This window comes from Caldimonas sp., assembly GCF_046291045.1.
Lineage (GTDB): Bacteria > Pseudomonadota > Gammaproteobacteria > Burkholderiales > Burkholderiaceae_C > Caldimonas.
Genome location: NZ_JBKBSL010000005.1, coordinates 91,934 through 111,451, shown reverse-complemented (window position 1 = coordinate 111,451; position 19,518 = coordinate 91,934). Strand labels below are relative to the sequence as shown.

At 68.5% G+C, this 19,518-nt stretch carries 20 protein-coding genes, 1 tRNA gene and 2 pseudogenes; 18 read left to right on the top strand and 5 right to left on the bottom strand.

The features are described 5' to 3' along the window. The 8 genes and pseudogenes from ACK4ZD_RS03290 to ACK4ZD_RS03255 form a co-directional block, all read left to right on the top strand. Nucleotides 1-434: pseudogene (locus tag ACK4ZD_RS03290) on the top strand (hypothetical protein); the annotation flags it as partial. 10 nt (nt 435-444) lie between these two features. Then, on the top strand, nt 445-957 hold the full coding sequence (locus ACK4ZD_RS03285; RefSeq protein WP_409658754.1) for a hypothetical protein: 513 nt from the start codon (nt 445-447) through the stop codon (nt 955-957). A 1-nt stretch (nt 958) separates the two neighbouring features. Further along, nucleotides 959-1,750 carry a hypothetical protein gene (locus ACK4ZD_RS03280; protein ID WP_409658751.1) on the top strand — a complete coding sequence of 264 codons (792 nt, stop codon included), beginning with the start codon at nt 959-961 and terminating at the stop codon, nt 1,748-1,750. Between the two features lie 2 nt (nt 1,751-1,752). Beyond that, nucleotides 1,753-1,920: a hypothetical protein gene (locus ACK4ZD_RS03275; protein WP_409658748.1), complete on the top strand. Its 168-nt coding sequence runs from the start codon at nt 1,753-1,755 to the stop codon at nt 1,918-1,920. A gap of 16 nt (nt 1,921-1,936) precedes the next feature. Further along, nucleotides 1,937-2,137 (top strand): hypothetical protein, encoded by a 201-nt coding sequence (locus ACK4ZD_RS03270; protein WP_409658745.1) that lies wholly within the window; start codon nt 1,937-1,939, stop codon nt 2,135-2,137. Next, a complete protein-coding gene (locus ACK4ZD_RS03265; protein WP_409658743.1) occupies nt 2,134-2,448 on the top strand; it encodes a hypothetical protein in 315 nt (104 codons plus the stop codon). Before ACK4ZD_RS03270 ends, ACK4ZD_RS03265 begins: the two co-directional genes overlap by 4 nt. Then, nucleotides 2,432-2,911 (top strand): hypothetical protein, encoded by a 480-nt coding sequence (locus tag ACK4ZD_RS03260; protein WP_409658740.1) that lies wholly within the window; start codon nt 2,432-2,434, stop codon nt 2,909-2,911. Before ACK4ZD_RS03265 ends, ACK4ZD_RS03260 begins: the two co-directional genes overlap by 17 nt. Beyond that, the gene (locus ACK4ZD_RS03255) at nt 2,908-3,135 is read left to right on the top strand and encodes a hypothetical protein (protein ID WP_337878401.1); all 228 of its coding nucleotides are present in this window, start codon (nt 2,908-2,910) and stop codon (nt 3,133-3,135) included. Before ACK4ZD_RS03260 ends, ACK4ZD_RS03255 begins: the two co-directional genes overlap by 4 nt. Here the strand turns inward: ACK4ZD_RS03255 and ACK4ZD_RS03250 are convergent. Beyond that, nucleotides 3,124-4,167 (bottom strand): tyrosine-type recombinase/integrase, encoded by a 1,044-nt coding sequence (locus tag ACK4ZD_RS03250; protein ID WP_409658737.1) that lies wholly within the window; start codon nt 4,165-4,167, stop codon nt 3,124-3,126. The two genes, ACK4ZD_RS03255 and ACK4ZD_RS03250, sit on opposite strands and share 12 nt — an antisense overlap. A gap of 100 nt (nt 4,168-4,267) precedes the next feature. On the opposite strand from ACK4ZD_RS03250, the gene ACK4ZD_RS03245 reads away from it, so the two are divergent. Beyond that, nucleotides 4,268-4,343: transfer RNA gene (locus tag ACK4ZD_RS03245), tRNA-Arg, on the top strand. Between the two features lie 14 nt (nt 4,344-4,357). Here the strand turns inward: ACK4ZD_RS03245 and ACK4ZD_RS03240 are convergent. Further along, nucleotides 4,358-5,302: a LysR family transcriptional regulator gene (locus ACK4ZD_RS03240; protein ID WP_409658734.1), complete on the bottom strand. Its 945-nt coding sequence runs from the start codon at nt 5,300-5,302 to the stop codon at nt 4,358-4,360. A gap of 114 nt (nt 5,303-5,416) precedes the next feature. Here ACK4ZD_RS03240 and gcl point away from each other — a divergent pair, with 114 nt between their 5' ends. Genes gcl through pyk form a run of 5 tightly spaced genes read left to right on the top strand, consistent with a single transcriptional unit; the run spans nt 5,417 to nt 11,692 of the window. Then, nucleotides 5,417-7,210, top strand: coding sequence for a glyoxylate carboligase (gene gcl, locus ACK4ZD_RS03235; protein ID WP_409658731.1), 1,794 nt, complete (start codon nt 5,417-5,419; stop codon nt 7,208-7,210). 13 nt (nt 7,211-7,223) lie between these two features. Next, entirely contained in the window at nt 7,224-8,003 is a 780-nt protein-coding gene (gene hyi, locus ACK4ZD_RS03230) for a hydroxypyruvate isomerase (RefSeq protein WP_409658728.1), read from the top strand. Nucleotides 8,004-8,042: 39 nt separating this feature from the next. Next, complete coding sequence (locus tag ACK4ZD_RS03225) at nt 8,043-8,948, top strand: 2-hydroxy-3-oxopropionate reductase (protein ID WP_409658726.1); 906 nt, start codon at nt 8,043-8,045, stop codon at nt 8,946-8,948. Nucleotides 8,949-8,972: 24 nt separating this feature from the next. Then, on the top strand, nt 8,973-10,268 hold the full coding sequence (locus ACK4ZD_RS03220; protein ID WP_409658723.1) for a glycerate kinase: 1,296 nt from the start codon (nt 8,973-8,975) through the stop codon (nt 10,266-10,268). A gap of 2 nt (nt 10,269-10,270) precedes the next feature. After that, a complete protein-coding gene (gene pyk, locus ACK4ZD_RS03215; protein WP_409658769.1) occupies nt 10,271-11,692 on the top strand; it encodes a pyruvate kinase in 1,422 nt (473 codons plus the stop codon). A 30-nt stretch (nt 11,693-11,722) separates the two neighbouring features. Here pyk and ACK4ZD_RS03210 read toward each other — a convergent pair whose 3' ends face one another. From ACK4ZD_RS03210 to uraH, 3 genes are all read right to left on the bottom strand, one after another. Next, nucleotides 11,723-13,204 carry a nucleobase:cation symporter-2 family protein gene (locus ACK4ZD_RS03210; RefSeq protein ID WP_409658720.1) on the bottom strand — a complete coding sequence of 494 codons (1,482 nt, stop codon included), beginning with the start codon at nt 13,202-13,204 and terminating at the stop codon, nt 11,723-11,725. 71 nt (nt 13,205-13,275) lie between these two features. Then, nucleotides 13,276-14,490, bottom strand: a complete 1,215-nt coding sequence (locus ACK4ZD_RS03205; protein ID WP_409658716.1) for a urate hydroxylase PuuD — start codon at nt 14,488-14,490, stop codon at nt 13,276-13,278. Nucleotides 14,491-14,682: 192 nt separating this feature from the next. Further along, nucleotides 14,683-15,039: a hydroxyisourate hydrolase gene (gene uraH / locus ACK4ZD_RS03200; RefSeq protein ID WP_409658713.1), complete on the bottom strand. Its 357-nt coding sequence runs from the start codon at nt 15,037-15,039 to the stop codon at nt 14,683-14,685. A 138-nt stretch (nt 15,040-15,177) separates the two neighbouring features. Here uraH and puuE point away from each other — a divergent pair, with 138 nt between their 5' ends. From puuE to ACK4ZD_RS03180, 4 genes and pseudogenes are all read left to right on the top strand, one after another. After that, on the top strand, nt 15,178-16,131 hold the full coding sequence (gene puuE / locus ACK4ZD_RS03195; RefSeq protein ID WP_409658710.1) for an allantoinase PuuE: 954 nt from the start codon (nt 15,178-15,180) through the stop codon (nt 16,129-16,131). A 5-nt stretch (nt 16,132-16,136) separates the two neighbouring features. Next, on the top strand, nt 16,137-17,918 hold the full coding sequence (uraD, locus tag ACK4ZD_RS03190) for a 2-oxo-4-hydroxy-4-carboxy-5-ureidoimidazoline decarboxylase (RefSeq protein WP_409658707.1): 1,782 nt from the start codon (nt 16,137-16,139) through the stop codon (nt 17,916-17,918). Then, a complete protein-coding gene (locus ACK4ZD_RS03185; RefSeq protein WP_409658704.1) occupies nt 17,915-19,147 on the top strand; it encodes a M20 family metallopeptidase in 1,233 nt (410 codons plus the stop codon). The genes uraD and ACK4ZD_RS03185 overlap by 4 nt, the downstream gene beginning before the upstream one ends. A gap of 206 nt (nt 19,148-19,353) precedes the next feature. Then, nucleotides 19,354-19,497, top strand: a pseudogene (locus ACK4ZD_RS03180) (IS5/IS1182 family transposase); the annotation flags it as partial. Nucleotides 19,498-19,518: the final 21 nt, after the last annotated feature.

Here is a 19,518-nt window from a genome sequence, read left to right as displayed (position 1 = left end):
CCCGTCGGATCGAGCAGATCATCAAGAACACCCAATTGACCTGGAAACCGGCTGATTCCATCGAGCTGCCGCCGCCCGAGCCTTGCTCAGCGTGCGATGGCAGCGGCATCGTGTACTGGGTGGACTGCGACGATTGCTGCGGCGATGGGGAGTTCTTGAAAGGCAGACACTACTACCGCTGCAAGGAGTGCGATGGTAAAGGCTACTTCGTAGCCAAGCATGCCAGTCACGGGGCACGCGCGCAGCCGTGCCGCATCTGCGAGGGCAGCGGCGCCAGCATCCAGCCGGTGACCGTCGGTGAGGTGCGCGTGCAGCGCAGATACCTCGCAGCCATTGCCCAGCTGCCGGGCGCACAAGTCGCCCCGAGCCACGAAGGGACACTGTTCTTCGTCTTCGATGGTGGCGGATGGGGCGCTCTGGCCCCCTTGCGATGAGGTGAGCGAGATGCCAACAGCAAAGGCCGACCTCATCGACTTCTTCACCCCCGGCGCACGCCTGGCGCTGGAGCTGGAGTGCCTGCTGATGGACACGCGCAATGACGCCGCGCAGTCGCGCTGGTGGGACTCGGCCCACGAGGCGCTGGAGCAGTGGCGGCAAGCGGTCCGGGCCATGGAAGCGTCAATCGACGCAGTGCAGCCCGAGGCATCCACCACGCTTGAGCAGGCAGATGACCATGCGCATATCTGCGGCAAGTTGGCCGAGCAGCACAAAAGCGACCCCTTGTTGTTCGCAGCGCTCACGGACGCTGCGGCCATCATCCGCGACCTGCTGCGCGACCGGCTCAGCGCAAGCGCCGCTGGCGCTGGTCAAGCGGGCCAGCCCAGCTACTCCGAACTCCTTGCGCAGAGGGATGAGCTGATGCGTCTTCTTGACCGCGCAGCCGAGTGGGCTAAAGACGCCAACTACAACGTCTACCGTGACGCCCGCGCCGCCCTCTCTCGCATCAAAGGAGCATGATATGAACCGAGACATCGCCGACTTCCCGCTGCTGACGGATCGGGAAATTGACAAGCTGCTTGAGCAATGCGCCTACGGCCTTTACTTGCGTGAGGAAGAGCATGACACCGAAGTAGCCATGGCGCGGGCTATCGAATACGCCGTCCGCGCCACGTTCCTGGCAGAGATTGAGCGGCTGCGTGAGGAATTGGCATGCGTGCGGGAAGCGCTGCCTGAGGAGTGGCGCAACAGCAAACTATCCGTTGCTGTCACGACGCTGGCAGCCGAAAACGATGCGATGCAAGCAAGGGTGGCAGAGCTGGAGAGGGTGCAGTCGCGCTGGTGGGACTCGGCCCACGAAGCGCTGGAGCAATGGCGGCAAGCGGTCCGGGCCATGGAGGCGTCAATCGACGCAGTGCAGCCCGAGGCGTCCACTACGCTCAAGGAGGCCGAAAGCCACGCACGCATCTGCGCCAAATTGGCCGAGGAGCACAAGGACGACGTGCTGGTTTGCGTGGCCCTGACCGACGCCGCGGCCATCATCCGCGACCTGCTGCGCGACCGGCTCAGCGCAAGCGCCACTGGCGCCGGTCAAGCGGACAGTGCGCGCGCCCTGCGCCTGGCCGACGACGCGGCCGAGAGCGCGATCTACGGGGAGGCGATGCGCGGCAACGCGGGCGTATGGACGCTCACGCAGGCGCAGATCGCCGCCGATCCCTATCTGGAAGACGCACTCGCACACCTGCAGTGGCGAGGCCTGGCCGATGTGGAGCGGGCGAGCGATGGCGTCACCGTGATCTTGAAGACGAGGTGAGCATGATTGCCCAAGTCGAGCTGATCGGGCGCTCCGGATGCGCCCACTTCTGGACCCTCGTCACCCGCATCCAGGTGACAAAACGGCCAGACGGGATGCCCAACCTTGAGGAACCGCAGCGCATCGCCTACGTGTGCCTGCTGTGCAGCGCCTTCCGGGAGGCCGGCTGATTTTACGGGAGTCAACATGGATTTCGTAACCCACCCTGAGACAGAGCTGATGGTGGCCACCATCACCCACGTGGGCCGCCGCTGGATGCTGATGCTGTACGACGGCCAGGGGGACCATGTCGGCACCGAGTGGCACCCGAGCCGCGAGGCCGCCCGCGACGGCATGCGCCGGCACATGCACGCCCTTGGATTGACCGCGACAGGGGATGAGCCGTGAAGATGACCAAGCAGGTGCGCGCCCGCGAGTGGGCACGCAAAGAGGTCGAGTTCTGGACGGACTCGTCGGGCCATCTCACACAGACGCCGCAGGAGATGGCCGAGCTGGGGTGGAAAGCCGGCTTCGAAGCCGGACGGCGCGAGGCTGCCGCTGCACGGAAGCAAGCGGCCCAGGCGCTGCATGCGCTGACGCGCCTGGTCGAGATCGCCGACACCGACCCCTTCGCATCAATCGGCCATGTCCTCGAGCATGTGACTCCAGAAGTCAGGGCCTTGGTGACGCAAGGAGATGCCCGTGCCTCGCAAGCTTGACCTCACCGGCCAAGACTTCGGCCGCTTGACCGTGATCGACCTGCACGGCCTCGATTCCCAGGGTCGTATCCGCTGGGAATGCCTGTGCGACTGCGGCCAACTCACGCGCGTGATGACGTGGGATTTGGTGCGGGGTCACACGCGCTCGTGCGGCTGCCTGAAGTCCGACGTGCTGCGCGAGCGCGGCCGAAGGCGTCAGACGCCCGTGAGCATCGGCAGCCGGCATGGCCTGCTGACTGTGACCGGCGAGGCCGGACGCGACCACGCCGGCCGCCTGCTGGTCACCGCAAGCTGCGACTGCGGCGGCCACACGGTGGCCCGCTGGAACAACCTGCTCACCGGCGTGACGCGCTCCTGCGGTTGCCGCAAGCGCGCAGGTCGGCGGCTGCATCGATCAGCGCAGACGGTTCTCGAAAATCGCCAGGAGTGGCGCGAAGAAGAGATGGAAGAGGAAGAGTCATGAGCCTGCTGACACAAGCCTACCTGTTGGAGAAGTACGGGCCCCGGCTGAACATGGAGCAGCTTGGCGAGGCATTGGGAATCGCCGTCTCCACGCTGCACAAGCGCATCGGTGCCCGGGACATCGACCTGCCGACCTACATCGACGGCAAGATGCGGTTTGCTGACGCCGCCGACGTGGCTGAGTACCTGGACCGCAAGCGCAAGGAAGCGCGGCTAGCGGCCTGATGGGCCTTTATGCAAATCCTCGGGGCGCAGGTTCGTGTAACGCTTCAGGTGCTGCCAGCTGCGGTGCCCAGATACCAGCGCCACCTGCTCAATCCGAAAGCCTCGCTCGAACAGCAAGCTGATGGCGTGGTGCCGCAGGTCGTGAAAGTGGAGGTCAGGGATCGCCAAGGCCCTGCAGGTCCACGTGAAGTACTTCGTGAGCGTCTGCTCGTGAATGGGAAAGATGCGGTCTGAAGTGCGCGGCTGGCGCTGCACCAGCGCCCACATGTCACCCATCGCCGTGCCTGCCAGCAGCGGCACCCACTGGTCGTTGCCGGCCTTCTGCCGTGGGTCTTTCCGGTCGCGCACCAGGATCAGGCGGCGCTTTTCGTCGATGTCTGCCCAAGTGACGCGCACGATCTCGCCCCGGCGCATGGCGGTGCCCACAGCGAAGCGCACGGCGTCGGCATACACCAGCCCGTAGGTCGCTTCCATGTGGGCGATCACTCGGGCCAGCTCGTCATCCGTGGGCCGGCGCTCGCGACGCCCACCACCCCCGATGAGCTTCAGGTGATTGAGCAGGGGGCGGGCCTGCTGCACCACGTCTGGCAGCGTCATGTGCTTGAGCGACGCCACCATCCGCATGACCGTCCCCAGCTTGGAGATTTCGGTGTTGACGGTATAGGGGCCCGCGCCCTCGTCGGCTCGACGCTGGGCGTAGCCCACCAGGTCCTCAGGCCTGAGCCTGGATGCGTCCAGATCGCCCAGGTACCCGGCCAGCCGGACGAGGTTGTAGTGCTCCGTGCTGGTATCGCGCACCGGCCGCGATGCCTCCCGCAAGCGCCGGTAGTCCTCGATCATCGCTGCTACCGTGTAGCTACCGCCGGCCACAGCGGTAGCACTGGGCCTCAGCCCCCGCTCGATGTCGGCCTCGACCTGCCGCGCCCACCGCTCGGCCTGCGCCTTGGTGTCCCAGGTCTTTGTGTAGACTGGGAAGCCCTTGCGTCGCACCTGCGCTCGCCACTTCCCCCTGTGCTGGATGATGCTAGCCATGACTGAGTGCTACCGGTAGCAGTTGGTAGCAGCAGAATAGCAAAGCATCGGATCACATCAGAGGGAATCAAGAGGCGTACAATGAGGCGTTGTCTAGGCACCCCGCCGTAGTTCAATGGATAGAACGAGCGCCTCCTAAGCGCTAGATGTGGGTTCGATTCCCGCCGGGGGGACCAGCCCCTGCCCCCGTTCAGGGTTCGGCCCCGGGCTTGCGCTTGCCCGCCGACGACGCGGTGCGGGCCCACCACTCCCCCTCGAACTGGCCCTGCAGCCACTCGATGAACCGGCTCACCTTGGCCGGCACCATGCGCGGCGAGGGGTAGACCGCGTGGATTTCCTGCTGGGGCAGTTGCCACCCCTCCAGCACAGTCTTCAGCGCCCCGGTCCGCACGGACTCGTGGGCCACATAGCGCGGCAGCGCCGCCACGCCAAAGCCCTCGCGCGCCGCCGCCAGCAGCATCGACAGGTTGTTCGAGCGCAGATTGCCGCGCACCTCGACCGACACCGCCTGGCCGCGCGCGCCGGTGAAATGCCAGCGCGCATCGCCCTGCACCGTGCTGTAGATCAGCGCGCGGTGCTGGCGCAGATCGCGCGGAGTCCTGGGCAGGCCATGCTCGTCGAGGTAGGCGGGCGAGGCCACCACCACCCAGGGGTTCAGGCCGAGATAGCGCGCGCCCAGCGTGGAGTCGGCCAGGCGGCCCATGCGGATGGCCACGTCCACGCCCAGCTCCACCAGGTCCACGTACCGGTCGTCGCAGCTCAGGTCGACGAGCAGCTGGGGGTTCATGCGCATGAACTGCATCACCAGCGGCGCCAGCACACGCCGGCCGAAGGCCACCGAGGTGTTGATGCGCAAGGCGCCCTGCACCTGCGTCTGCAGCAGGGTGGCCACCGATTCGGCTTCCTCGATGTGGTGGGCGATGAGCTTGCACTTCTCGTAGTAGAGCAGCCCGATCTCCGTGGGCGTGACGCCATGGGTCGAGCGGTGCAGCAGCCGGGCACCGAGCTGGGCCTCCATGCGCCGAACCTGCTTGGTCGCGGCCGGCTGGCCGATGCCCAGTTCGGCCGCGGCCTTGCTGAACGAGCCGAGATCGACCACACGCACGAAGAGCCGGATGGCTTGCAGACGTTCCATGCCTGCCATTCCACCATGGAATAAGCGAAATGCGCCAGTGCCGCCTTCCGGGACGCAGCCATGCAGGCCAACATCGACGCCAGTTGCAAGCCCCTTCGATCACAGGAGATCGACATGCCCAAGATGAAAGCGGCGATGGCCGCCGTGCTGGTGATGGAAAAGGAAGGCGTCACGCAGGCCTTCGGTGTGCCCGGCGCCGCCATCAACCCCTTGTATGCCCAGCTGCGCGAGCGCGGCACCATCGGGCACATCCTCGCGCGCCATGTGGAAGGCGCATCGCACATGGCCGAGGGCTACACCCGCGCCGCCCCGGGCCACATCGGGGTGTGCATCGGCACCTCGGGCCCGGCCGGCACCGACATGATCACTGGCCTGTATTCGGCCCAGGCCGATTCCATCCCCATCCTGTGCATCACCGGCCAGGCGCCGCGGGCCCGCCTGCACAAGGAAGACTTCCAGGCCGTGGATATCGCCTCGATCGCGCGGCCCGTCACCAAGTGGGCCACCACGGTGCTGGAGCCCGCCCAAGTGCCGCGCGCCTTCCAGCAGGCCTTCCACCTGATGCGTTCGGGCCGACCCGGGCCGGTGCTGATCGACCTGCCCTTCGACGTGATGCAGGCCGAGATCGAGTTCGACATCGACACCTACGAGCCGCTGCCCGTCTACAAGCCCGCGGCCACGCGCCGGCAGATCGAGAAGGCCCTGGAGATGCTGGACAGCGCAGAGCGCCCGCTGATCGTGGCCGGCGGCGGCATCATCAATGCCGACGCCTCGGACCTGCTGGTGGCCTTTGCCGAGCTCACCGGCATCCCGGTGATCCCCACGCTGATGGGCTGGGGCAGCATCCCGGACGACCATCCGCTGATGGCCGGCATGTGCGGCCTGCAGACCAGCCATCGCTACGGCAACGCCAACCTGCTGGCCAGCGACTTCGTGCTGGGCATCGGCAACCGCTGGGCCAACCGCCACACCGGCTCGCCCGAGGTCTATTGCAAGGGCCGCCGCTTCATCCACGTGGACATCGAGCCCACCCAGATCGGTCGCGTCTTTGCGCCCGACTACGGCATCGTCTCCGACGCCCGGGCCGCGCTTACGCTTTTCGTGGACGTCGCGCGCGAATGGCGGGCCGCCGGCCGCTTGAAGGACCGCTCGGCCTGGGCCGCTGAATGCCGGGCCCGCAAGGCCTCACTGGCCTATTTGCGCAAGACGAACTTCGACCACGTGCCGATGAAGCCCCAGCGCGTGTACCAGTGCATGAACGAAGTCTTCGGCCGGGACGTGACCTACGTCTCCACCATCGGACTGAGCCAGATCGCCGGCGCGCAGTTCCTGCACGTCTACGGCCCGCGCCAGTGGATCAACTGCGGCCAGGCCGGGCCGCTGGGCTGGACCGTGCCAGCCGCCCTGGGCGTGCGAGCCGCCGACCCCAAGCGCCCCATCGTGGCCTTGTCGGGCGATTACGACTTCCAGTTCATGATCGAGGAGCTGGCCGTGGGCGCGCAGTTCAAGCTGCCGTACCTGCACATCCTGGTCAACAACAGCTACCTGGGGTTGATCCGCCAGGCGCAGCGCGGGTTCGACATGGACTACTGCGTGCAGCTCGGCTTCGAGAACATCAATGCCCCTGTCGGCGAGGCTGCCGCCCAAGGCTATGGGGTGGACCACGTCAAGGTGGTCGAGGGCCTGGGCTGCAAGGCGCTGCGTGTGCACCGCGCCGAGGAACTCGCCCCCGCCATCCGGCAGGCGCAGGACTGGATGACACAGCACCAGGTGCCGGTGGTCATCGAGGTGATCCTCGAACGCGTCACCAACATCGCCATGGGCACCGAGATCGACAACATCGTCGAGTTCGAGGATCTGGCCGCGGACAAGGCCGACGTGCCCACCGCCGTGGCTCTGCTGGACTGAAGGAGAGACCGACATGCCCCGTTTCGCGGCCAACCTCAGCATGCTCTTCACCGAGCATGCCTTCCTCGACCGCTTCGAAGCTGCCGCCCGCGCGGGCTTCCGCGCGGTGGAGTTCCTCTTCCCCTATGCCTACGATGTGCAGGAGATCTGTGCGCGGCTGCGGGCCCACCGCCTGGAGCTGGTGCTGCACAACCTGCCCGCAGGAAACTGGGACGCCGGCGAACGTGGTATCGCCTGCCACCCCGACCGCGTGGCCGAGTTCCGCGACGGCGTGGAACGCGCACTGGACTGCGCCCGCGTGCTGGGCGTGCGCCAGCTCAACTGCCTGGCGGGCAAGGGCCCGGCCGGCGTGGACGAGGCGGTGCTGCGCCGCACCCTGGTGGACAACCTGCGCCACGCCGCGCAGCGCCTGCGCACTGCCGGGCTGCGGCTGCTCGTCGAGCCCATCAACACCTACGACATCCCCGGCTTCTACCTGAACCGCACGTCGCAGGCGCTGGACCTGATCGACGAGGTCGGCGCGGACAACCTCTACCTCCAATACGACCTCTATCACGCCCAGCGCAGCGAAGGGGAGCTGGCCGCCACGCTGCAGCGCCACCTGCCGCGCATCGCGCACATCCAGGTGGCCGACAACCCCGGCCGCCACGAGCCCGGCAGCGGCGAGATCGCCTACGGCTTCCTCTTCGAACACCTCGACCGCATCGGCTATGACGGCTGGGTGGGCTGCGAATACAAGCCGGCTGCCACCACCGAGGCCGGCCTGGGCTGGATGGCCGCCCTCGCCCGCTGAACCCTCGACATTTCCCCTTCATCGACCCAGGAGCACCACATGACTTCCCACCCCTTGCGCATCGGCTTCATCGGCCTGGGCATCATGGGCACGCCCATGGCTGGCCACCTCATCAAGGCCGGGCACCAGCTGTTCGTCTACACCCACGGCAAGATGCCGGCCGAGATCGCTGCCAGCTCGGCCACCCAGTGCCTGAATGCGCGCGGCGTGGCCGAGCGCGCCGACATCATCATCACGATGGTGCCCGACACGCCCGACGTGGCCGACGTGCTCTTTGCCGAGCAGGGCGTGGCCATGGGCCTGAGCCCGGGCAAGATCGTCGTGGACATGTCCTCGATCTCGCCGGTGGAGACCAAGGACTTCGCCCGCCGCATCGAGGCCCTGGGCTGCGAGTACCTCGACGCGCCCGTCTCCGGCGGCGACGTGGGCGCGCGCAACGCCACGCTGTCCATCATGGTAGGCGGCAAGCCCGAGGTCTTCGAGCGCGTGCGGCCGGTGTTCGAGGTGCTGGGCAAGAACATCACGCTCGTAGGCGGACATGGCGACGGCCAGACCTGCAAGGTGGCCAACCAGATCGTGGTGGCGCTCACCATCCATGCCGTGGCCGAGGGCTTGCTGTTTGCGGCGCGCGCCGGCGCCGACCCGGCCAAGGTGCGACAGGCCCTGATGGGCGGGCTGGCCACCTCGCGCATCCTGGAGGTACACGGCGAACGCATGATCCAGCGCCGCTTCGACCCGGGCTTCCGCATCGCCTTGCACCAGAAAGACCTGAACCTCGCGCTGAACGCCGCGAAGTCGCTGGGCCTGGCCCTGCCGGCCACGGCCACGGCCCAGCAGCTCTTCAGCGCCTGCGTGGCCCACGGCGGCGCGGGCTGGGACCATTCGGCCCTGGTGCGTGCGCTGGAGCAGCTCAACCACTTCGAGATCGGCGGCCAGCCCGGCTGACGCCTCCCCTTCGACGAGGCTCCGATGTCCCTTGCCCCGCCCCATCCCCTGCTGCGGCGCCTGTTCGACGCCGCCGTCGCCTCGGCCCAGCCTGCGCTGTGCGTGCCGCCCCACCTGCCTGCACCCGGTTCGCTGGGACGCGGACGCCTGATCGTCGTGGGGGCCGGCAAGGCCTCGGCCGCGATGGCCCAGTCCGTCGAACGCCACTGGGACGGCGCGCTGTCGGGCCTGGTCGTCACGCGCTACGGCCACGCCGTGCCCTGCGAGCGCATCGAGATCGTCGAGGCTGCCCACCCGGTGCCCGACGCGGCGGGCCTGGCGGCCGCACAGCGCATCCTGCAACGGGTGCAGGACCTGAGCGAGGACGATCTCGTGCTGTGCCTGATCTCCGGCGGCGGTTCGGCCCTGCTGCCCCTGCCGCTGCCGGGCTTGACGCTGGCCGACAAGCAAGCCGTCCACCGCGCCCTGCTGGCCAGTGGCGCCAGCATCGGCGAGATGAACTGCGTGCGCCGGCACCTGTCGGCCCTCAAGGGCGGGCGGCTTGCCGCCGCCTGCCACCCCGCCCGGGTGCTCACCCTCTTGCTGTCGGACGTGCCGGGCGACCATCCCATCGACATCGCCTCCGGCCCCACCGTAGCCGACCCCACCACCTGCGAGGACGCGCTGGCCATCGTGCGCCGCCACGGCATCGCGCTGCCGCCGGCCGTGCGCGAGGTGCTGGAAAGCGGCGCCGGCGAATCGATCAAGCCCGGCGACCCGCGTCTGGTGCGCGCGCAGACCCGTCTCGTGGCCGCACCGCAGCAGGCCCTGGAAGCCGCCGCCGCCGTGGCCCGAAAGGCCGGCTACGCGGTGCACATCCTGGGCGATGCCCTCGAGGGTGAGGCCCGCGACGTCGGCAAGGTGCTGGGCGGCATCGCACGGCAGGTGGCCGAGCGCGGCCAGCCCTTCACCCCACCGTGCGTGCTGCTGTCCGGCGGCGAGACCACCGTGACGGTACGCGGCGACGGACGCGGCGGCCGCAACGTCGAATGCCTGCTTTCACTGGCCCTGGCCGTGCAGGGCCATCCGCGCATCCACGCGCTGATGGCCGACACCGACGGCGTGGACGGCCAGGAGGAGATCGCCGGCGCGACCCTCGGCCCAGACACGCTGACGCGCGCCTGGGCCGCCGGCCTACGGCCGGCCGACCACCTGGCCCGCAACGACGGCCACGGCTTCTTCGAGGCCCTGGGCGACGAGATCCGCACCGGCCCCACGCTCACCAACGTCAACGACTTCCGCGCCATCCTCATCGAGGCGGCAGACCCAAGCCCTCCATGACCCTGCACCGCACGCGACGCGCCAAGATCGTCGCCACCCTGGGGCCGGCCAGCGCCGAGCCCGACACCATCGCCCGGCTCTTCGAGGCCGGCGCCGATGTCTTCCGTCTCAACTTCAGCCATGGCGAGCCGGCCGACCATGCGACACGCGTGGCCGTGCTGCGCGAGCTGGAGGCAGGCAGCGGCCGCCCGATCGGCATCCTGGCCGACCTGCAGGGCCCCAAGCTGCGTGTGGGCCGCTTCGAGGCCGGCGCCGTCACCCTGGAGCCGGGCCAGGCCTTCCGCCTCGACCTCGACCCCGCCCCGGGAGATGCCCGCCGCGCGAACCTGCCCCATCCGGAGATCTTCGCCGCGCTGGTGGAAGGCACCGAGCTGCTACTGGACGACGGCAAGCTGCGCCTGGTGGTGCAGCGCTGCGACGCCCGCTCGGCCGACACGCGCGTGGCGGTGGGCGGTCGCCTGTCCGACCGCAAGGGCGTGAACGTGCCCAACGTGGTGCTGCCGATCTCCGCCCTCACCCCCAAGGACCGGCGGGATCTGGACACCGCGCTGTCGCTGGGTGTGGACTGGATCGCGCTGTCTTTCGTGCAGCGGCCCGAGGACGTGCACGAGGCGCGCTCGCTGATCGGCGGGCGTGCCGGCATCGTCGCCAAGCTGGAGAAGCCCGCGGCCATCGAGCGGCTCGACGAGATCCTCGCGGCCGCCGATGCGGCGATGGTCGCGCGCGGCGATCTGGGCGTGGAACTGCCCGCCGAGCGCGTGCCGGCGCTGCAAAAGCGCATCGTGCGCGGCTGCCGCCGCCTGGGCAAGCCGGTGATCGTGGCCACGCAGATGCTGGAGTCGATGATCGAGCAGCCCGTGCCCACCCGCGCCGAAGCCTCGGACGTGGCCACCGCGATCTACGACGGCGCCGATGCGGTGATGCTGTCGGCCGAGTCGGCCGCGGGCCGGCACCCGGTGGCCGCGGTCGCGATGATGGACCGCATCATTGCGGGCACGGAGTCCGATCCGCTGTACCGGCAGCTCCTGGAGGCTGCGCACAGCCCGGCCGTGGCCGGCCAGGCCGATGCGGCGCAGGCCGTGTGCTGCGCCATGCGCCGCGCCGCCGGCCTCGTGCGGGCCGCCGCCATCGTCTGCCACACCAGCTCGGGCCACACCAGCCTGCGCGCCGCGCGGGAACGCCCGGACGCGCCCATCCTGAGCCTCACCCCCAGCCGCACGGCGGCACGCCGGCTCACCCTGGCCTGGGGCGTGCACTCGGTGCACCTCGACGACGTGCCGCAGGCCTCGCAGATGACCGAGCTGGCCTGCGAATGGGCCCGCCGCGAAGGCCTGGCCCGCCAAGGCGAGCCCCTGGTGATGATCGCCGGCCTGCCCTTCGGAGAAAGCGGCAGCACCAACCTGCTGCGCATCGCCGTGGCCTGAGAGCGCGGCCCGGACCGGGCCCCGTGAGGCTCAGTGCGCCTCGGCGGTCTTGGCCGCCTCGATCGCACCGGCCGTGTCGCCCCGCGCGCCGTTGAAGAAGAGGTTCAGCGTCACCGCGACGATGGCGGTGAGCAAGATGCCGCTTTCCAGCAGCGGATGCAGGCCATGGGCCATCTGCTGCGTCCAGCGCGGGGCCACGAGCGGGATCAGGCCGAAGCCGATGGACAGCGCCACGATGTAGAGGTTGTTGCGGCTGGTCCGGTAGTCCACCGTCGAGAGGATGCGGATGCCGGTGGCCGCCACCATGCCGAACATCACCAGGCCCGCCCCGCCCAGCACGAAGCTGGGAATGGATTCGACGAAGGCCGCCATCTTGGGCAACATGCCCAGCACGATCATGATGAGGCCGCCGGCCACGCACACCCAGCGGCTCTTGACGCCGGTGACACCCACCAGGCCCACATTCTGCGAAAAGCTCGTGTAGGGAAAAGTGTTGAAGAGGCCGCCAATCAGCGTGCCCAGGCCGTCGGTGCGCAATCCGGCGGCCAGCTCGGTCTGGCTGATGCGCCGGCCGGTGATCTCCGACAGGGCCAGGAACATGCCGGTGGATTCGATCATCACGACGATCATCACCAGCGTCATGGTCAGGATCATGACCCCATCGAAAGTCGGCATCCCGAACGCCAAAGGGGTGACGACATCGAACCAATGCGCTTGGGCCACCTTGTCGAAATTCATCTTGCCCAGGGCGATGGCGATGGCGCAGCCGGCCACGATGCCCAGCAGCACCGAGATGTTGGCCACGAAGCCGCGCGTGTACTTCACCAGCAGCAAGATGAACACCAGCACCGCGCCGGCGATCGCCAGGTTGTCCAGCGCGCCGTAGTTCGGGTTGTCCTTCATCGGGATGGGCCCGGGCAGACGGGTCAGCTCGGTGCCGGTCTGCTCGGCTGCTGCGCGGGCGCTGTCGACCATCGCCGCCAGCTGGGGCACATCCACACTCTGCGCCATCGACGCCGGCCCGCCCATCGCCCAGCCCACGCCCACGCGCATCAGGCTGATGCCGATGATGGCAATGATGCTGCCCGTGACCACCGGCGGAAAAAAACGCAGCAGCTTGCTCACCATCGGCGCCAGGATCATCGAGACAATGCCCGCACCGATGATGGCGCCGAAGATCGCGCGCGCACCGTCCACCCCGGGCATGGCCTGGGCAAAGGCCACCATCGGGCCCACGGCAGCAAAGGTCACGCCCATCATCACCGGCAGGCGGATGCCGAACCAGCGCGTCACGCCCAGGCTCTGGATCAGCGTCACCACGCCGCAGCAGAACAGGTCGGCCGAGATCAGCATCGCCACCTGCTCCGGGCTGAGCTGCAGCGCGCGTCCCACGATCAGGGGCACGGCCACGGCCCCGGCATACATCACCAGCACATGCTGCAGGCCCAGCGCGGCCAGCCGGCCGGCGGGTAGCTTCTCGTCCACGGGGTGGACCTTCGTCGTCTCGCTCATGCGTGTCTCCTTTGAGGGTGGATGACAGCGGGAGCGGAAACATGGTCCGCCCCTCGTTGTGGCGGTACCGGTCAGTGGGCGGCTGCGCCCTGCTCGAACCAGCGCTTGATGAGCGCGCGCTCGTCCTCGGTGATCTGCGTGGCGTTGTTCAGCGGCATGAGCCGCAGCACCACGGTCTGCTGATAGATGGCCTGGGCGTGCTGCCGGACCAGCTCGGGGGTGTGCAGCGCCACGTTCTTACTCTGCAGCGCTGCGTTGTGGCACATCGCGCAGCGCTGCTCGATGACCTGCTGTACATGGCCGAAGTGCACCGGCTCCGCGCCGGGCGCCTGCGCAGCCTGGGCCGCGGGCGGCGGAGCCTGCCACGCCACCAGGCCAAGCAGCAGCAGCGTGCCCGCCACCGCATGCTCCCAGGGCGTGCGCCGGCCCAGCACCTGCGCCCGATGCCGCGCCACGAAACTGTGCCGGATCAGCGCACCGGCCAGCATCAAGCCCACCAGCACCAGCCAGTTGTGCTCACCCTGATACAGCCACCCGTAGTGGTTGGACAGCATCGCCACGATCACCGGCAGCGTGAAGTAGGTGTTGTGCACGCTGCGCTGCTTGCCCCGCTTGCCGTGCATCGGGTCGGGCGCCTGGCCCGCGCGCAGCGCCGCCACCACCTTGCGCTGCCCCGGAATGATCCAGAAGAACACGTTGGCGCTCATCGCCGTGGCCAGCATCGCACCCACGAGAAGGAAGGCCGCCCGCCCAGCAAAGAGCTGGCACGCCAGCCACGAGGCGAACACGACCAAGACGAACACCAACACACCAACGACAAGGTCGCCGTTCTGCCGCTGGCCCCACGTGCGGCAGATCCCGTCGTACACCAGCCAAAAACCCACCAGGAAACCCAGCGCCGCCGCCGCGGCCACCGCTGGAGAGGACCAGGCGTACACGTTGCGGTCGATCAAAAAGGTGTGCGCCTGCCACAGATACATCAGTGCAAACAGTGCAAACCCCGTCAGCCAGGTGGAATAGCTCTCCCAGTACGACCAGTGGAGTTTGTCGGGCAGCGGCAGCCAGCGCGGAGCCACCAGGTACTTGTTGGAGTGGTAAAAGCCCCCTCCGTGCACGGCCCACATCTCGCCGTCCACGCCCTTGGCCTTCAGATCCTCGTGCTGCGGCGCGCTCAGGCTGTTGTCCAGCATCACGAAGTAAAACGACGCGCCGATCCAGGCCATCGCCGTCACCACGTGCGCCCAGCGCAGCAGCAGGCTCACCCAGTCCAGTACGTAGCTGTCCATCGATTCCTCACAGATAGGTGCACACAGCCCCGGGGCTGTGCAGGCACCTCACCACGGCGGGCTCTGTGAGGACGACAACGTCGCGACCGGCGCCAACCTCAGGGGTTGGCCAAACGGGCTCCGCGGCGACGTTCAGAAAGTGTATACAAACCAGAATACAGTCAGCCTGGGAATTTCCCTAGACCGGCAGCCTCAGGAGCCGCGGTAGGTGCCATAGGACCAGGGGCTCACGAGCAGGGGCACGTGGTAGCGCCCCGCCGCGTCGGCGATCCCGAAATCGATGGGCACCACGTCGATGAAGGCCGGCTCGGGCAGCGTCACGCCTTTGGCGCGGAAATAGTCGGCCACCTCGAAGCTCAGCCGGTAGCGGCCCACGGCCATGGTGGCCGCGTCGAGCAGCGGACCGCCGTCGTTGCGGCCGTCGTGGTTGAGCGTGAAGGTCTTCAAGGTCTGTGCGCCGCGATCGGTGATGCGCTGCAGCGTGACCTTCATGCCGGCGGCCGGACAGCCGTGCATGGTGTCGAGAACGTGGGTGCTCAGATGGCCCATGGGTGTCTCCAGGAACGAGGTGGACGGGAACAGGGAAACCGGCTTGCGCCTTCGCATTTTTTGTATACACTTTAGCACACACTTTGCGCCATCCCACCCCGCCTTGCGGCCCCCCGCCTGCCCCACACGAGTCTTGCGATGAACCCACCGTCCTCCCGCTACCCCCGAGATCTGCGCGGCCATGGCCGCCACCCGCCCCACCCCCGCTGGCCCGGCCACGCGCGCGTGGCGGTGCAATTCGTCCTCAACTACGAGGAGGGCGGCGAGAACTCGGTGCTGCACGGCGACGCCGGCAGCGAGCAGTTCCTGTCCGAGATGTTCAACCCCGCTGCCTACCCGGCCCGCCACCTGAGCATGGAGGGCATCTACGAGTACGGTTCGCGCGTGGGCGTGTGGCGCATCCTGCGCGAGTTCGAGCGGCGGGGCCTACCGCTCACCGTCTTCGGCGTGGGCATGGCCATGCAGCGCTGCCCCGAGGTGAGCGCCGCCTTCAAGGAACTCGGGCACGAAGTGGCCTGCCACGGCTGGCGCTGGATCCACTACCAGAATGTGGACGAGGCCACCGAACGCGAGCACATGCGGCTGGGGATGCAGGCCATTGAGCGCCTGCTGGGCGAGCGGCCCCTGGGCTGGTACACCGGCCGCGACAGCCCGAACACGCGGCGCCTGGTGGCCGATTTCGGCGGCTTCGAGTACGACAGCGATTACTACGGCGACGACCTGCCCTTCTGGCTGCAGGTGCGCCGCACCGACGGCTCGCTGGCGCCGCACCTGGTGGTGCCCTACACGCTGGACTGCAACGACATGCGCTTTGCGCTGCCCCAGGGCTTCAGCCATGGCGACGAGTTCTTCGAGTACCTGCGCGATGCCTTCGACGTGCACTACGCCGAAGGCGAAGACCGCCCGGCCATGATGAGCATCGGCATGCACTGCCGGCTGCTGGGCCGGCCCGGGCGCATGCGCTCGCTGCAGCGCTTCCTCGACCACATCGAGAAGCACGACCGGGTGTGGGTAACGCGGCGCATCGACATCGCACGCCACTGGAAGGCCACGCACCCCTTCGACCCCGCCACCGCCTTCCTGTGGGAGTGAGCGCCATGCCCTTGACCCTGGACCAACTCAACGCGGCCAGCCCGGCCGGATTCGTCGCGCTGCTGGACGGCACCTACGAGCACTCGCCCTGGATCGCCGAGCGCGCGGCCGCGCGGCGGCCTTTCGCCACGCTGGCCCAGCTCAAGCGCGCGCTGGTCGAGGTGGTGCGCGAGGCCGGCCGGGACGCCCAGCTCCAGCTCATCCGTGCCCACCCCGAACTGGCCGGCAAAGCCATGGTGGCCCGCGCCCTGACGGCCGAATCGACGAACGAACAGGGCCAGGCGGGCCTGACGCAGTGCACGCCCGAGGAATTCGAGACCCTGCAGCGCCTGAACGCCGAGTACAGCGCCAAGTTCGGCTTCCCCTTCATCCTGGCCGTGCGCGGCCCGCGCGGCACCGGCCTGGGCAAGGCCGAGATCATCGCCACCTTCGCGCGCCGGCTGGACAACCCGCCCGACGTCGAACTCGCCGAGGCCCTGCGCCAGATCCACCGCATCGCCGAGATCCGCCTGAACGACAAGTTCGGCATCGAGCCGGCGCTGGGCCACCTCGTGTGGGACTGGGCCGAGCGCCTGGCCGAGCACAGCGAACCGGACTATGCCGAGCGCGGCGAGCTCACCGTGACCTACCTGACCGACGCGCACCGGGCCTGTGCCCAACGCATCGCACACTGGATGAAGGCCGATTGCGGCTTCGACGAGGTGGAGATCGATGCCGTGGGCAACGTGGTCGGCCGCTATCACCCCTCGCCGGGGGCCTCGACCCGGTACCTGTTGACCGGCAGCCACTACGACACCGTGCGCAACGGTGGCAAGTACGACGGCCGGCTGGGCATCTTCGTGCCGATGGCCTGCGTGCGCGAGCTCTCGCGCCAGGGCCGGCGGCTGCCTTACGGCCTGGAGGTGGTGGCCTTCTCCGAAGAAGAAGGCCAGCGCTACAAGGCCGTCTTCCTGGGCTCGGGTGCGCTGGTGGGCCAGTTCGACATGCGCTGGCTCGACCAGGCCGATGCCGACGGCATCACGATGCGCGAGGCCATGCAGCACGCCGGCCTGTGCATCGACGACATCCCCAAGCTGCGGCGTGACCCCGAGCGCTATCTCGGCTTCGTGGAAGTCCACATCGAGCAAGGCCCGGTGCTCAACGAGCTCGACCTGCCGCTGGGCGTGGTCACCTCGATCAACGGCGGCGTGCGCTACGTGGGCGAGATCCTCGGCATGGCCAGCCACGCCGGCACCACCCCGATGGGCCTGCGCCGTGACGCCGCCGTCGCCGTGGCCGAGCTGGCGCTCTTCCTCGAAAAGCGCGCTGCCGCCGTGCCCGACCTGGTGGGCACCATGGGCATCCTGGAGGTGCCCAACGGCTCGATCAACGTGGTGCCGGGGCGCTGCCGCTTCAGCCTGGACATCCGCGCCACCACCGACCCGGTGCGCGACGACTGCGCCGCCGAGGTGCTGGCCGAGCTCGGCCGCATATGCCAGCGCCGAGGCCTGCGCTACCGCATCGAGCAGACCATGCGCGCCGCGGCCGCCCCCTCGGACCCCACCTGGCAGCGGCGTTGGGAGCAGGCCGTACAGGCCCTGGGCCTGCCGGTGCACCGCATGCCCAGCGGGGCCGGCCACGACGCGATGAAGCTGCATGAGATCCTGCCCCAGGCCATGCTCTTCCTGCGCGGCCAGAACGCCGGCATCAGCCACAACCCGCTCGAATCCATCACCAGCGACGACGCCGACCTGTGCGTGCGCGCCTTCCAGCACCTGCTCGACCACCTCTGCGCGGAACTCTCATGACCTCTCCTGCCCTGTACCAGGCCCTGGACGCCTGGATCGACGCCCATTTCGACGAGCAGGTGCGCTTCCTGCAGGAACTGGTGCGCGTGCCTACCGACACTCCGCCGGGCCACAACGCGCCGCATGCCGAACGCACGGCCGATCTGCTCGCCGGCTTCGGCCTTCCCGCCGAGAAGCACCCGGTGCCCGCCGACGAGGTGCGCGCCTACGGTCTGCAATCGCTCACCAACCTGATCGTGCGCCGCCGCTACGGCGAGGGCCCGACGATCGCACTGAACGCCCACGGCGACGTCGTCCCGCCCGGCGAGGGCTGGACCCACGACCCCTACGGCGGCGAGATCGTCGATGGCCGGCTCTACGGCCGTGCCGCCGCGGTGAGCAAAAGCGACTTCAGCACCTACACCTTCGCGGTGCGCGCGCTGGAATCGCTGGGCCGGCCCCTCAAGGGCGGCGTCGAGCTGATCTTCACCTACGACGAGGAGTTCGGCGGTGAACTCGGCCCGGGTTGGCTGCTGCGCCAGGGGCTGACGCGCCCCGACTACCTGCTGGCCGCCGGCTTCAGCTACCAGGTGGTCACGGCCCACAACGGCTGCCTGCAGATGGAGGTGACCGTGCACGGCGTGATGGCCCATGCCGCCATCCCCGACACCGGCGTCGATGCGCTGCAAGGCGCCGTGCGCATCCTCAATGCGCTGTACGCCCAGAACGAGCGCTACAAGGCCCTGCGCTCGCAGGTGCCGGGCATCAACCACCCCTACCTCAACGTCGGCCGCATCGAAGGCGGCACCAACACCAATGTCGTGCCCGGCAAGGTCGTGCTGCGACTCGACCGGCGCATGATCCCCGAGGAAAACCCGGTCGAGGTCGAGGCCGAGATCCGCCGCGTCATCACCCAGGCGGCGGCCGCCGTCCCCGGCCTCACGGTCGAGATCAAGCGCCTGCTGCTGGCCGAAGCCTGGAAGCCCGACGCGCGCAACGCCCCACTCGTGCAGGCGCTGCAACGGCATGGGGAGATGGTGTTCGGCGAACCCATCCCCACCTCGGGCACGCCGCTGTACACCGATGTGCGCCTATTCGGCGCCCAGGGCATCCCGGCGGCCATCTACGGCGCGGGCCCGCGCACCGTGCGCGAGAGCAACGCCAAGCGCGCCGACGAGCACATCGTGCTGGAGGACCTGCGCCGTGCCACCCAGGTGGTGGCGCGCACGCTGCTGGATCTGCTGGGCTGAACCGGCCAGCCAGACCAACGACGTGCAGATGCCACACGGCGCGGCCCGCTTCCGGATTCTCCACGGGTTGCAGCCACCGCAGCCAAACTCCCGTCCGAACCCAGCGGTGGCCCCCAAAAATTAACAGGCCGTTGAAAAATCCCCCTCCGACGCTGGCGTGGGCCAGTACGATCTGAAGCCATCGGCGAACGACCCCGACAAGGACGATGAGAGGCAACCCAGATTTCCAGGGGGCGATGTTCAGCTACATCAGCCTTGAAGAGCGCGTGCCGCAGACACACCCGCTGCGCAAACTGCGCGCCATGGTCGATGCGCTGCTGGCGACGATGAACCGCGAGTTGGGGGCGGTGCAGATAAATTCAAGTGCACAA

Coding starts and splice junctions, on each gene's coding strand:
- ACK4ZD_RS03285 (WP_409658754.1), top strand. CDS start 445: ATGCCAACAGCAAAGGCCGACCTCATCGACTTCTTCACCCCCGGCGCA.
- ACK4ZD_RS03280 (WP_409658751.1), top strand. CDS start 959: ATGAACCGAGACATCGCCGACTTCCCGCTGCTGACGGATCGGGAAATT.
- ACK4ZD_RS03275 (WP_409658748.1), top strand. CDS start 1,753: ATGATTGCCCAAGTCGAGCTGATCGGGCGCTCCGGATGCGCCCACTTC.
- ACK4ZD_RS03270 (WP_409658745.1), top strand. CDS start 1,937: ATGGATTTCGTAACCCACCCTGAGACAGAGCTGATGGTGGCCACCATC.
- ACK4ZD_RS03255 (WP_337878401.1), top strand. CDS start 2,908: ATGAGCCTGCTGACACAAGCCTACCTGTTGGAGAAGTACGGGCCCCGG.
- ACK4ZD_RS03250 (WP_409658737.1), bottom strand. CDS start 4,167: ATGGCTAGCATCATCCAGCACAGGGGGAAGTGGCGAGCGCAGGTGCGA.
- ACK4ZD_RS03240 (WP_409658734.1), bottom strand. CDS start 5,302: ATGGAACGTCTGCAAGCCATCCGGCTCTTCGTGCGTGTGGTCGATCTC.
- gcl (WP_409658731.1), top strand. CDS start 5,417: ATGCCCAAGATGAAAGCGGCGATGGCCGCCGTGCTGGTGATGGAAAAG.
- hyi (WP_409658728.1), top strand. CDS start 7,224: ATGCCCCGTTTCGCGGCCAACCTCAGCATGCTCTTCACCGAGCATGCC.
- ACK4ZD_RS03225 (WP_409658726.1), top strand. CDS start 8,043: ATGACTTCCCACCCCTTGCGCATCGGCTTCATCGGCCTGGGCATCATG.
- ACK4ZD_RS03220 (WP_409658723.1), top strand. CDS start 8,973: ATGTCCCTTGCCCCGCCCCATCCCCTGCTGCGGCGCCTGTTCGACGCC.
- ACK4ZD_RS03210 (WP_409658720.1), bottom strand. CDS start 13,204: ATGAGCGAGACGACGAAGGTCCACCCCGTGGACGAGAAGCTACCCGCC.
- ACK4ZD_RS03205 (WP_409658716.1), bottom strand. CDS start 14,490: ATGGACAGCTACGTACTGGACTGGGTGAGCCTGCTGCTGCGCTGGGCG.
- uraH (WP_409658713.1), bottom strand. CDS start 15,039: ATGGGCCATCTGAGCACCCACGTTCTCGACACCATGCACGGCTGTCCG.
- puuE (WP_409658710.1), top strand. CDS start 15,178: ATGAACCCACCGTCCTCCCGCTACCCCCGAGATCTGCGCGGCCATGGC.
- uraD (WP_409658707.1), top strand. CDS start 16,137: ATGCCCTTGACCCTGGACCAACTCAACGCGGCCAGCCCGGCCGGATTC.
- ACK4ZD_RS03185 (WP_409658704.1), top strand. CDS start 17,915: ATGACCTCTCCTGCCCTGTACCAGGCCCTGGACGCCTGGATCGACGCC.